Below are 11873 nucleotides of genomic sequence, written 5' to 3'. Positions count from 1 at the left end.
TGAGAGGTTTTTGCCCCCCTTTTGAAGGGGGGTTGGGGGGATCAAAAGCCTGTGGGGCAACTCTAAAAGACTTGTGTGTACACCGTAGCTTTTTAAGAGGGGAACGTCTAAAGCCGCCTTTCTAAGGGGGTTGGGGGATCTGAGTGCGTAAGTCCTGACACAGATATTCGTAGGGACACGGCAATGCCGTGTCCCTACCCCCTGTACTGAGTATTTGAGATTGAGTATTGATTATTTATTCACCTAATCCCCAGCTTCCAGCACCAAAAGCAAGCCTGCGCTGCTTTTAGCAGTATAATGTCGCGTGATTTCAATAATGATGCTGCGACATCTACACATGAAAAGCTCCAGAAAAGGTTGGCGTAAAAGACTTAAAATCACCGCGATTGTGCTGTTAGTGCTGGGGCTTTCGCTAGTAGGATTTGCCACCTGTACTGTACGCCAATCCTTTGCTGTAGAGAGTGGCACAATTCAAATACCTGGAATTAAAACAGAAGTTACTGTGCAGCGCGACAACTGGGGAACTCCTCATATTTGGGCTGCTAACTCTCACGATTTATTCATGGCGCAAGGTTACATCCATGCCCAAGACCGTTTCTGGCAAATGGATTTTTGGCGACACATCGGTTCTGGGCGACTGGCAGAAATGTTTGGTTCCTCCCAAGTCGAAGCTGATAGATATCTGCGGACAATGGGTTGGGCAAGAGTGGCGCAGCAAGAAATCCAGCAAATGAATGCAGAGATGAAGGCAAATCTGCAATCTTATGCTGACGGCGTAAATGCTTATCTGACGCAGCGTCAAGGAAGCGCCCTGAGTCTAGAATACGCTGTACTGAAATTCTTGAATCCTGGTTATAAACCAGAACCTTGGCAACCGCTACACTCCCTCACTTGGGGCAAAGTGATGGCTTACGACTTGGGCAGAAATTTCGAGAGTGAAATTGAACGTACCATTTTGCTCAAAACTCTTACCCCTGCTCAGGTGGAAGAACTTTTCCCGCCTTATCCTGAAGATTTACCAGTGATTTTGCCTGGGTTCCGAGGAGGAGGGAAGCAGGGGAGCAGAGGGGCAGGGGGAAGTGGGGAGGAAATCACCGCAGTTTTAAAGTCAATTACTCGGCCGATGATGGCTTTGGAAAAACTTATAGGGCCCAGAGGAGTAGGTATTGGCTCGAATAGCTGGGTGATATCTGGTGAGCGCACGGCTACAGGTAAGCCAATCTTGGCGAATGACCCTCATTTGGCTGTGCAAATACCTTCTATCTGGTATGAGGTTGGTTTGCATTGTACAACCAAGGGTGCAGAATGTCCCTACAACGTTACTGGCTTTTCCTTTGCGGGAATGTTGGGAGTGATTGTCGGTCATAGCGATCGCATTGCCTGGGGTGTCACCAATGTACAATCAGATGTAATGGATTTATACATTGAGAAAATCAACCCAAATAATCCCAACCAGTATGAGGTTAACGGCAAATGGGTAGATATGCAATTGGTGAAAGAGACAATTCAAGTTGCAGGAAGTCAGCCGATTTTCCAAATAGTCCGCTACACCAGACACGGGCCAATTCTCTCTGATGTTTCACTCGATTTGAAGCAGTTTAAGCAAAATCAGCGAGTCAAATTACCCCAAAACTATGCTGTTGCTCTGCGTTGGACAGCCTTAGAACCATCTCAACTGGCGTACTCAATTGGGCAGATGAATCTTGCTCAAAACTGGCAAGAGTTCCGCACTGCTGCCAAAAACTTTGATGTCCCGGCTCAAAATTTGGTCTACGCAGACATTGAAGGCAATATTGGCTATCAATTGCCTGGAAAATTCCCTATCCGCGCAAAAGGAGAAGGACGCTATCCCGTCCCTGGTTGGACTGATGAATATGAGTGGCAAGGCTATATTGATTTTGAGCAGTTACCGAGAAGTTTCAATCCACCTCAAGGCTATATTGCTACTGCCAATAATTTGGTCGCAAGTAAATATCCCTACCTAATTACTACCGACTGGGTTTATGGCTACCGCGCAAAGCGCATTGTGGAAATGATTGAACAGCAAAGCCAGCCAATTTCTCTGGACTATGTGCAGCAGATGCAGGGCGACAATCGGAATTTGAATGCACAGATACTAGTGCCATTGCTGCAAACTATTTCTCTGAATACTCCTCGCCAGGAAGCAGCCCGGAAATTACTCGTTGATTGGGATTTGCAACTAGGAATGTCGTCACCTGCTGCTGCACTATTTGAGGTATTCTGGAAGCACTTGCTAGCTGATACCTTCCACGATCAGTTACCTAGAGAGTACTTTCCTGATGGTGGCGATCGCTGGTACGCTGTGGTAAAAAACCTTGCTAAACAGCCCAATAGTATCTGGTGGGATAATCGCAATACCGCAACAGTTGAGAACCGTGACCAAATTTTGCAACAAGCTTTCACAGAAGCCGTGAACGAACTCGAACGTCTTCAAAGCAAAGACCCAAAAAACTGGAACTGGGGCAAATTACACACTATCACCTTTCGTAATGGCACGTTAGGGAAATCTGGAGTTGTACCGATTGAGGCTTTGTTTAATCGTGGTTCTTTTGCGACTGCGGGTAATGGGGAAACTGTGAATGCTAATCGTTGGAGGGCAAACAAATCTTTTGAAGTGACTGATATTCCTTCTATGCGGATGATTGTAGATTTGGGTAATTTGGATAACTCATTAGCTATTCACACTCCTGGACAGTCAGGTCATGCGTTCCATCAACACTACGCTGATATGGTTGACCCTTGGGGTAAGATTGAATATCACCCTATGCTATGGGAAGAGAAGGCAATAGCAGCAAGGACTGCTGCAACACTCAAATTACAGCAGTTTTCAGGTAAATAGACTACAGTGATTGAACCAACTGAAAGTCTAATCTTCGGTGATCTGCTAGGTGGCATTTCTCAATTTGAAGAATTGACCGAGAAAGTCGCCAGCATGCTAGAAGAACCTGAAGTTTTAATTTAGCAGGCGATCGCATCCTTACCAAATCAATACTTTTCGGTTAAGCCTAAAAATCTCCCTTATGGTCTGGGAAAAGGTTAATGGGGAAAGGGGAAATTCAAACCTTTCCCCTTTCCCTTTACAGGATTAGGGATGACAAAATCTTCGTCAAAGTATGCTTTATACGAAACTCAATGGTTTTAGCAATACAATCGGGTTGTCCTTGAGAAACCTTTTTAGCAACTTGGGCATTCTGACGGTTCTTCTATCCGCTTTCGTCTTATCGTTTCACAACGTTACTGTGCGAGTTTTGTTTTCAGAACATCTCGTACTGGGTTTATTTTTACTTGGTGGATACGTTAAACCGGATTTGCAGAACTCATTATTGCTGATGTTCATACGAATGCTACTGGTGGTTCCACTTATGGCATCTCTAGCATTCAAGTTATATCCATCTGCTTTTAAAGAATTTCGAGACTTGTTCAGGCGCGAACGCACAGATGTTTTGCTCCAAGCATTAGGCTGTGGAGTATTAATGTTTGTGTATATTGCCTTACTCTACATTGCTATTGGCTTAATTCCGACTGGAATTGCCATGACTCTATTTTTTACTTATCCCGTGTTTACGGCGCTGCTGGCTTGGAGGTTTTTTGGCGAACGTCCTACACTCTTCCGTTGGCTGGTAATGGTGATTATTTTGGGGGGTGGCGTACTCACAATTCCCCAATCTTCTGCTGCTTACAGTAGTGATACCATTACTACTGGCATTTTCGCCAGCGTTGGATCTGGGGTGGTTTACGCTTTTTATAAAGTCATGGCCCAAAAGTGTTTAGAAAAATTTCATCCAGTTCCTTTCACCTGGATTAGTTTTACCTGTACTCTACTGTTTTCTGGTATCAGCTTACTGTTTTGGCCACTTTCTAGTACACAACTTGATTGGATACCTCTTTGGATTGGCAGCATTTTTTCTGGTTTAGTGAGTTTCATAGGACACACATTCAATAATGTAGGAATTCGGATGATTGGCGCAACTAAGGCCTCAATTGTCGGCGCTAGCAGTCCAGCATTAACAGTATTAGTTGCATGGATCACAATTAGCGAAACTTTAAACTTGATTCAAAGCTTGGGGATTGGTATTGTCACATTAGGAATTGCCCTGTTGAGTGGAGAAAGCTTTATCCGTAGACGTAGCCCTTCATAGAAATCCTCTAAATTACGAATTATGTTTGCCTCCGCGATTCTGTTTGATAAAGCGAAAGAATCAGATGCACAAGCGATCGCTAAAATTAGTGCAAGTATCCAATAATTTCTGTTTATTTGCCAGCGCACTGTAATAGTAGTCCACACTAAAAGTTGTAACTCGATTCAGGTTTGACAAGATGAGTAAAATCCGTGCTGTTGTTGTTGACCCTAATGTATCAGGACGTTTAGCATTGCGTGATGTAGATGCACCTAACCCTGCTGCTAATGAAGCTGTGATTCGGGTAGCAGCAATTTCCCTTAACCGGGGAGAGGTCAGACGTTCTACCACCGCCGAAGCAGGTTGGCGACCGGGTTGGGATTTAACAGGTGTTGTAGAAACTCCTGCTGCTGATGGTTCTGGGCCTGCTGTCGGGACGCGAGTCGTCGGTTTACTTCGTTCTGGTGCATGGGCGGAATTAGCATCAGTACCAACCCACTCACTAGCAGAATTGCCCTCGTCAGTTTCCTTTGCTCAAGCTGCCACACTACCTGTAGCAGGTTTAACTGCTTATCATGCCCTGCTCAAAGGTGGCTCAATTTTAGGTCGTTCCGTATTAATTACAGGTGCATCTGGTGGTGTAGGTCACTTCGCCATTCAATTAGCACGACTCAGCGGCGCACAGATAACAGCCCACATTCGCCGTCCAGAATCCGAAATTTTTGTTAAAGATGCTGGCGCTGATTCTGTAGTCATTGGTGAGGATCTTTCACCAGCTAGCAAATACGGCCCATATCATTTAATTGTCGAGTCAGTTGGTGGAAATACCCTCAGAACAGCCCTTGGTTTGTTGGCAGAAGATGGGACTATAGTTCTGTTTGGTACTTCCGGGGGAAATGAGGTGACATTCAACGCACAGCGCTTCTACGGAACTGGTGGCACAAGTTTGTATGGTCTGATTTTGTTTCATGAACTGAGACGAGAATCAGCAGCAGTAGGATTAAAAAGGCTTTTACGTTTAGTAGAAGTAGATCAATTGCGTCCTGTGATTGATATTGAAGCTGATTGGACACAAATAGCTGATGTAGCAGAGAAATTGTTAAATAGAAGCTACCTTGGCAAAGCTGTATTGCACGTTTCAAATGGAAAGTTACTGCAATAAAGGACAGCAATGATTTCTGGCACAAACTAGATCAGCTAGTTCGGAGTTTATCTAGTAAGAAAGTAACTGCAATTATCTGTAGTGTGGACTTAGAAAAGCCTGATACAGAAATCAAGATACTTTTGGACTGCACATTGATAAGAGTCAAGTTATTTTGAACATCCACAATACAGGCTCACAGTCAGCAATATTATTAGTTCGCACTGAGTCTATTGCAACTTACTTTGAGGATGAAATTGCAACAATTAATATTCTCAACAAAATTTTCGACTTGTTGAAAAAGTCGGGTATTTGAGTATTGCAAATATTAATATCTTGCACCAGGCTATTCTCATGCCTGGTGCTTTTAATTTTTTATTCAATAAATTCATTTTATCATTTCAAGAAAAAAGAGTATTTGCTCTTATCTGAGCTAGACCATAATATTGAGTTCATAAGCTACTCAGCTTACCAGTTGAAGGACAAAATTACATCTGTAATTAAGGGCGATCGCTTCAACCATCTTCTAAAAGAATTTTACTAAATCGTTGCGGAGAAAAAATATGGCTTGGCTAATTGGTACATTATTTATTGGAATATCTGCGGCTTTTGCAACGACATTTGATGACAATTTATATTTGACAGCTTTCTTTGGCAAAGTTAATCATAACTTTCGTCCCAAGCATATTATTATTGGCGAATTTGTGGGATTTACTGCATTAGTAATGGCTAGTCTTCCTGGTTTCCTCGGTGGTTTAGTTCTTCCAGAAGCATGGATTGGATTGCTAGGAATTCTCCCAATCATAATTGGTATCAGCCATCTAATGAGTCGAGGAGAGCAAGAAAATACTTTACAAGCTGTATCAGTTAACTTTACTAATTCAGCCAAAACTAAACGTCATAAAAAATCATTATTAGCAACACTCAAAGATCGTCAAACTTATCGTGTTTCTGCTGTTACCATTGCCAATGGTGGAAATAATATCGGTATCTATATTCCGTTATTTGCTAGCAGTAACATTCCTAGTCTGGCAGTCATTGTATGTGTTTGCTATTTAGCGATTGGACTGTGGTGCTTTGTCTCCTACAACCTAACGCGGAATCCTATCATGGCTTCTGTTATGACTCGCTATGGCCGGAAAGTCTTTCCCTTTGTATTAATATATTTGGGGCTATCCATCATGGTTAAAAGTGGGACTTATCAACTTGTACCTAATCTCGCAATGCTTTTCAATTAGACTATTTATCGTGCGATAGAAGCTTTAATTACACACATGAAAATTCTCAAAATTGCTTTAATGACTTTAATCCTTTTAATTAACTTAGCAATTGCTGCTCCCTCTTGGGCAGATGGAACATCACGCTTAAGCGCAAATTCTGACTATTTCGTAGGACAAAAAGTTATCTGGCTTTATAAAGCTCGTGCCGATTCAGAAAACACCCAGAGAATTCCTGGCGAAGTTGTCAAATTAGGCTCTAAACAAGTACAAGTGAAAGTACAGAAACATAAAAATGAGTTCGTTAATCGTTGGGTAAATCGAGACAGATTGGAAGTTGACAAAAGTAATAATTATTTTAAAAAATCACAAATCTAATTTAATGATTTTTTAAAAATGATTTAAATTATTTTTAAGCCAATAGATAGATGACTCTATGAAGCTAGAATGAATAGCTAAAAATTAATCATCACCTTTATTTATGATAATGCAAAATAATAGTATTTGATTTCAATATTGATTGGTATTAAGGTAGAACCAAAGCGAATTGAATCCAAACGAAAAAACAATACTGAATTCAAAAGGAATCAACCAATGAAAAAAACGAACTTCAAAAAATTATCTTCTTGGCTTTTAAGTGCTGTATTCATGGTATCTCTGACGATATTTTCTCTTTTTGATCAGCCCTATGCTTTAGCTCAATCAGAGATAGCACCAGTACCTACAGAATCTACACCAGTTCCAATAGTATCTCCGGTTCCTGTTATACCTCCAACAGCATGGTCAGTAGATAGCGTAGCTGCAAATGTTCAACGTCTATTAACAACTAATGAATGTGTTGGATGCAACTTAGTTGGAGCGCAACTAGACAAGGCAAATCTGCAAGCAGCTAATTTGGCGGGTGCAAATCTACAAGAAGCAGAATTGGAAAAAGCGAATCTACAAGGAACAAACCTGGCATCAGCTAATCTACAGGGAGTTGATTTAAGCAAAGCCAATATAGCCGGAGCAAATCTGCAAGGGGCAAACTTATTTGATGCAGATTTAGAGGGAGCAAACCTGTTAGGAGCTGATTTGCAAGGAGCAAACTTACAAAAGGCAGATTTACAAAAAACAAATCTCACAAATGCCAACATCCAAGGTGCAAACTTGCTAGACGCTGATTTGGAAGATGCAATAGTACCACAAGGAATCATGAATCAGTATCAATAATTTAAATTAAATTTGCAAATTATTGAAAGTCTTAGATCCCCGATTTTTTGAAAAAGTCGGGGATCTTTTTGTTCATAATTCATTTAGGGGCGTTGCTGAATCCAGGTATGAATTTACCGGGCTACGCCCCGCTTCTCTACGAGACGCTCCGCGAATGCTAACACCCAGAGACGCAGCGAAAAGTTCTGTAGGCGGAGAGAAGTCTGAGCGCCGGCGTCCGGCGATGGTCTTTATCACTGCCCTTGGGCGCAAGGCTTTGCGCCTCTGCCTTGTGTCCAAAGGACACAAGGCAACCGTTCTTTCTCTCTAGCGTTTCTCAATGGGATAATGTAGTGGTTCAGTAAAACTTGCAAAAAAGGTGTTTTTTTAAACAAGATTAGATTGTTAGCTCAGTAATTACACAACACTAGATCACAAATCGTTGAGAACGAACTTGTGTTGTGAACTAACAGACTTGTGTTGTGAACCAAAACTATCAAAATTATTTTAGGGCGTGTCATTAATTAGGTAAAGTGGAATGTAGAACTTTTGTAATGCTTCCTTCAAATAAGCAATTGCTCCTGGCATATTACCCTCCTGAATTCTGGTAGACATCGCACTCAAGCTTTAGCTTGATTCAAGGTTCACGTAGACCGTAGAAAAATCCAGCCGCTTCAAGTCTTCGCCATAAATGAGTACTTGCAGGTAGCCAGCATCGCCAAACATCAGGTCAACTGTTCTGCTAGACTCGACTTCCAGCAAGTTGTGCCAGTTCTGGGCGCGGGTCATATCTAAGGTATGGCATTGCTCGTAGTTGTAAAGCCATTCGGGATTCACCTCCCTAACTATGTAAGCATCCTCTCGTGGATCATGCCCAATGCCCGAAGCATGACCGAACAGTTTACCTACACTGTTCTTGCTGAGAGTTCTACCCAAATTATTTAACTTGAGTTCGTCTAAGTTAAGGCGATCGCAGAGTCTACAAAAATCATTTGTTGCCCAACGCGGGATATCGGGAAAAAGCTCGAACTCTAGACGGTGAGTGACTAAATTCTCGTACCAATCTGTAATGAAGCGAGTATCTTTGGGTAAGTGTGCAGGCTCTAAAGGTTCGCTTCCATCGTAAAACACTAATTGTTCGGCGCTATTTTCACTTTCCGAAGCAAAAAGATAAAGCATTCCCCCCTTTGTCAAAGGATTTTCAGAGAAAGTGGGTAAATCAGCAAAGTTAATTTGCAAGATAAAGCAAAGGTATCTGCCTGAAGGAGTGTTTTGAGGCCAGGGAATAGACAAGGGTAAATCGGGAACACCTCCGATACGACTTTGCCCTTTGTGTCCTGGTTCAGCTTGCCCAAGCTTCAACAAGATAGCAGGGCGCACACTTGCCAAAATATCATCTTGATACTCTGATAAGCCATGCTCATGAATCAGTGTTGTAAATTGCTCCAAATCCACGCTTTCCCTGCCTGTCTTTGCTTTAGTTCATTAAGCAAAATAACATGGCAGTTTCACTTTTTAGCGATCGCCTGAAGTTAAAGATTCTCAAAAGTATCGGACTTTTGAAATATGCGCTTAAGCTTACTTACTATCGTCAATCTACTGAAATTAGTAATATTAGCCTGGAATCCTATTCTATGCATTTGTAGCTTTATTTAGCCGAGAAATAAGAATACTCTAAATAGCTGTCCTCCCCCAATCACTAGTTCCGCCTCTATGTTCAACCTGAATCGTCGTCAGTTTTTATTGCGAAGTACTCTCGCCATCGCTGCAACTATCACCTACGATCAAGTACAAGCCCAAAAACCAACTTCCCCCGGCGCTTTGCCCAAAGGATTGCCGCATCGAAAGGTGCTTATTATCGGTGCAGGGACTTAACGCTGCTAAAGAAATTCACTTTGCTGGCTCTAGCGTTCCTTTTATGAAAAGGTGACACCAGTATTTGTAGCTTGGAAAAATTCTTTCTTCTCAAACCCAAGAGCATTAGAAATTAAGAAGTTAGGAAAACTTTGAATTTTTTGATTATAAGCTTGCACTGCTTGGTTATAACGCATTCTTTCTACAGCTAAGCGATTTTCAGTACCCGTAAGTTCGTATTGAAGACTGGTAAATAGTTGGCTTGATTGTAGTTGGGGATTGACGCTGGCATGATCATGGAAACGATCAATTGCTTGATTGACTTGCACTGTTGCAGCAACCTTTTGATCGGGAGTCGTTGCTTGCAAATAAGCTTGGCGCGATCGCATTAATAAAGAGACTAACTCTTTTTCCTGTTTGGCATAAGCTTGGGTGACATTCACAAGGTTAGGAATCAAATCAGCACGTCGCTGGAGTTGATTTTCGACTTGTGCCCAAGCTGCTTCTACTCTGGATTCACTATTTTGGATGGAGTTGTAAGTCCAGGCACTCCAGACAGTCAGTGCAGCTATTACGCCGGTGACAACAATCAGTAGTCTTTGATGCAGATGGGCTAATCGCCGTTGTTGCTGTTGTTGTTGCTTGTACCTTGTTTGTACATCCAGAATTGCTTGCTGAATAAACTCAGCAGGAATATCAACTTCCTGACCTGCGCCTACTAACTCCGAAGCTGAATAACTTTGGGTGTGATTGGCATAATAGCGCGAGGCTAACTCCAGCACTTCTGGGGCAATATCTTCGGGAATTCTTTCGTCTTGATTGTTCATAAGATTATTTACCAACTACCACCACCACCGCCGCCGCCGCTACTGCCACCACCGAAGCTACCACCACCACCACCACCACCACCACTGAAGCCACCACCACTACCCCAAGAATTGCTGGGAGGAGGCGGAGGCGGCGGCAAACGAGGAATTATTTCCTCTTGCTGATGATGGTAAGAACAACTGTGGCACTCATCAGTAATTAGTCGTCTTCCAGTACTGGCTCGTGTAGGTGATTGAACAGTCTTCTCGTCACGGATAACAGTCAATTCATGACATTGAGGACACTGGCGAAATCTGGAGGAATGGGACTGTTGGGCAACAATATGGAAACCATTACCAGTTGTTTTGTGAGTGCAACTAAGACATCTCCAACCCTGAAACTTAATACTACCTAGTTTTTGTGCTGTTGTTTCTGGTTTGTTCAGATAGGATTGGACTGTAGAATCGTCTACTTGTTTCATTGGCTTTTGACAATCAGCACACAAAAAAGTGTAATTGCCTTTACTCTTACGAGTGCGCCCTTCTGGTGCAATGAAGATTTTACGAGGACGACGAGTTAGGTAAACAGCACTTCCTGCTGCCAGTGTTAATATTCCACCGCCAGCTAAAACTCCCCATAGAATCCCGCCACCTGTGTTATTCGGGGTTGTTTGAGTATCTGGTAGTGTTACCTGACTTTCAGATAATGGTTGATCAGACTTGAGAACTACTATTAATGCTTTGGTTCCTGCCAGCGTACCGCCTGCAAAATCTCCTTTTTTGAAGTGGGAGATAATTTGAGTATCGATAATATTGCCTACTTTGGCATCAGGTAAAATTGCTTCTACACCATAACCTGTTTCAATTTCTACGCGGCGATCGCCTACGGAAATCAAAAATAGTACACCATTATCTTTTCCTTTCTTACCGATTCCCCAAATATTAAACAATTCCGTGGCAAATGTTTTCGGTGATGCAGCAGGACTTGTTTCTGGCACGGTCACTACTGCGATTTCCATGCCTTTTTTTGCCTCCAATTCAGAAACCATCTGATTGATTTGAGCTTCTGTCTCGTCGCTGAGGATTCCTGCCATATCAGTTACCCAACCACCATACTCTTTGCGGGGATTTGGAACTTCTTGTACGGTTACAGCCAAGCCTGAAAGAGGAAAAAGCAAGATCGCAGAGGAAAAGACACTCGCCCAAAAAATACGTTTTGGCTTGAGTAGATTAAATTTTATTGCTTTCACTTTCAGCCAAAATGGTTTGGAGTTTACTTTGATTGCCATCAGCTTTTATTGTGACTTTCTCTTGTAAGAATTGTGTGAGCAAATAAAACAGCTATTCATATATAAATTACACAATCACACAGACTGTTTCCAGATTCCTTTACCGGGACTTAAACATTTTTGAGGCAGAAAAAAGCCTCTTGCTCAATTAGAACAGGCAGGCCACAAAGGTAAATTAATTGTGCGTCGCCGGAGCAGAAGAGTTTTCCGAATGAAAAAGTTCATCAACAGCACCA

Annotated in this window: 11 protein-coding genes; 8 read left to right on the top strand and 3 right to left on the bottom strand. The window is 42.3% G+C overall.

Going from position 1 to position 11873, the window contains the following annotated elements; genetic code table 11:
- Positions 1 to 337 precede the first annotated feature (337 nt).
- The 6 genes from HCR01_RS31895 to HCR01_RS31870 all read left to right on the top strand — a co-directional run bounded on the left by HCR01_RS31895 (position 338) and on the right by HCR01_RS31870 (position 7709).
- Positions 338 to 2860 carry a penicillin acylase family protein gene (locus tag HCR01_RS31895; RefSeq protein ID WP_193200003.1) on the top strand — a complete coding sequence of 841 codons (2523 nt, stop codon included), beginning with the start codon at positions 338 to 340 and terminating at the stop codon, positions 2858 to 2860.
- 274 nt (positions 2861 to 3134) lie between these two features.
- Positions 3135 to 4160 (top strand): DMT family transporter, encoded by a 1026-nt coding sequence (locus HCR01_RS31890; protein ID WP_193200002.1) that lies wholly within the window; start codon positions 3135 to 3137, stop codon positions 4158 to 4160.
- Positions 4161 to 4338: 178 nt separating this feature from the next.
- Complete coding sequence (locus tag HCR01_RS31885) at positions 4339 to 5301, top strand: zinc-binding dehydrogenase (protein WP_193200001.1); 963 nt, start codon at positions 4339 to 4341, stop codon at positions 5299 to 5301.
- 542 nt (positions 5302 to 5843) lie between these two features.
- Positions 5844 to 6518, top strand: coding sequence for a cadmium resistance transporter (locus HCR01_RS31880; protein WP_193200000.1), 675 nt, complete (start codon positions 5844 to 5846; stop codon positions 6516 to 6518).
- A 36-nt stretch (positions 6519 to 6554) separates the two neighbouring features.
- Positions 6555 to 6875: a hypothetical protein gene (locus HCR01_RS31875; protein ID WP_193199999.1), complete on the top strand. Its 321-nt coding sequence runs from the start codon at positions 6555 to 6557 to the stop codon at positions 6873 to 6875.
- Positions 6876 to 7091: 216 nt separating this feature from the next.
- Positions 7092 to 7709, top strand: coding sequence for a pentapeptide repeat-containing protein (locus HCR01_RS31870; RefSeq protein ID WP_193199998.1), 618 nt, complete (start codon positions 7092 to 7094; stop codon positions 7707 to 7709).
- Positions 7710 to 8315: 606 nt separating this feature from the next.
- Here HCR01_RS31870 and HCR01_RS31865 read toward each other — a convergent pair.
- Entirely contained in the window at positions 8316 to 9143 is an 828-nt protein-coding gene (locus tag HCR01_RS31865) for a YwqG family protein (protein ID WP_320073224.1), read from the bottom strand.
- A 44-nt stretch (positions 9144 to 9187) separates the two neighbouring features.
- Between HCR01_RS31865 and HCR01_RS31860 the strand changes: the two genes are divergently transcribed.
- Both HCR01_RS31860 and HCR01_RS31855 read left to right on the top strand, forming a co-directional pair.
- The gene (locus HCR01_RS31860) at positions 9188 to 9334 is read left to right on the top strand and encodes a hypothetical protein (protein WP_193199997.1); all 147 of its coding nucleotides are present in this window, start codon (positions 9188 to 9190) and stop codon (positions 9332 to 9334) included.
- Positions 9335 to 9401: 67 nt separating this feature from the next.
- Positions 9402 to 9563 carry a hypothetical protein gene (locus tag HCR01_RS31855; protein WP_193199996.1) on the top strand — a complete coding sequence of 54 codons (162 nt, stop codon included), beginning with the start codon at positions 9402 to 9404 and terminating at the stop codon, positions 9561 to 9563.
- A gap of 41 nt (positions 9564 to 9604) precedes the next feature.
- Here the strand turns inward: HCR01_RS31855 and HCR01_RS31850 are convergent, their stop codons facing one another.
- Both HCR01_RS31850 and HCR01_RS31845 read right to left on the bottom strand, forming a co-directional pair.
- Positions 9605 to 10369: a LemA family protein gene (locus tag HCR01_RS31850; RefSeq protein WP_193199995.1), complete on the bottom strand. Its 765-nt coding sequence runs from the start codon at positions 10367 to 10369 to the stop codon at positions 9605 to 9607.
- A gap of 8 nt (positions 10370 to 10377) precedes the next feature.
- Positions 10378 to 11637 (bottom strand): TPM domain-containing protein, encoded by a 1260-nt coding sequence (locus HCR01_RS31845; protein WP_226889787.1) that lies wholly within the window; start codon positions 11635 to 11637, stop codon positions 10378 to 10380.
- Positions 11638 to 11873 lie beyond the last annotated feature (236 nt).

This window comes from Nostoc sp. MG11, from assembly GCF_014904695.1.
Lineage (GTDB): Bacteria > Cyanobacteriota > Cyanobacteriia > Cyanobacteriales > Nostocaceae > Komarekiella.
The sequence above is the reverse complement of the archived record's forward strand: the minus strand, read 5'-3'. Positions and strand labels throughout refer to the sequence as shown.

Excerpts from the sequence above, each read along its gene's own strand:
- HCR01_RS31875 (WP_193199999.1), top strand. The coding sequence starts at position 6,555 with ATGAAAATTCTCAAAATTGCTTTAATGACTTTAATCCTTTTAATTAAC.
- HCR01_RS31855 (WP_193199996.1), top strand. The coding sequence starts at position 9,402 with ATGTTCAACCTGAATCGTCGTCAGTTTTTATTGCGAAGTACTCTCGCC.
- HCR01_RS31880 (WP_193200000.1), top strand. The coding sequence starts at position 5,844 with ATGGCTTGGCTAATTGGTACATTATTTATTGGAATATCTGCGGCTTTT.
- HCR01_RS31845 (WP_226889787.1), bottom strand. The coding sequence starts at position 11,637 with ATGGCAATCAAAGTAAACTCCAAACCATTTTGGCTGAAAGTGAAAGCA.
- HCR01_RS31860 (WP_193199997.1), top strand. The coding sequence starts at position 9,188 with ATGGCAGTTTCACTTTTTAGCGATCGCCTGAAGTTAAAGATTCTCAAA.
- HCR01_RS31885 (WP_193200001.1), top strand. The coding sequence starts at position 4,339 with ATGAGTAAAATCCGTGCTGTTGTTGTTGACCCTAATGTATCAGGACGT.
- HCR01_RS31870 (WP_193199998.1), top strand. The coding sequence starts at position 7,092 with ATGAAAAAAACGAACTTCAAAAAATTATCTTCTTGGCTTTTAAGTGCT.
- HCR01_RS31895 (WP_193200003.1), top strand. The coding sequence starts at position 338 with ATGAAAAGCTCCAGAAAAGGTTGGCGTAAAAGACTTAAAATCACCGCG.
- HCR01_RS31850 (WP_193199995.1), bottom strand. The coding sequence starts at position 10,369 with ATGAACAATCAAGACGAAAGAATTCCCGAAGATATTGCCCCAGAAGTG.
- HCR01_RS31890 (WP_193200002.1), top strand. The coding sequence starts at position 3,135 with ATGCTTTATACGAAACTCAATGGTTTTAGCAATACAATCGGGTTGTCC.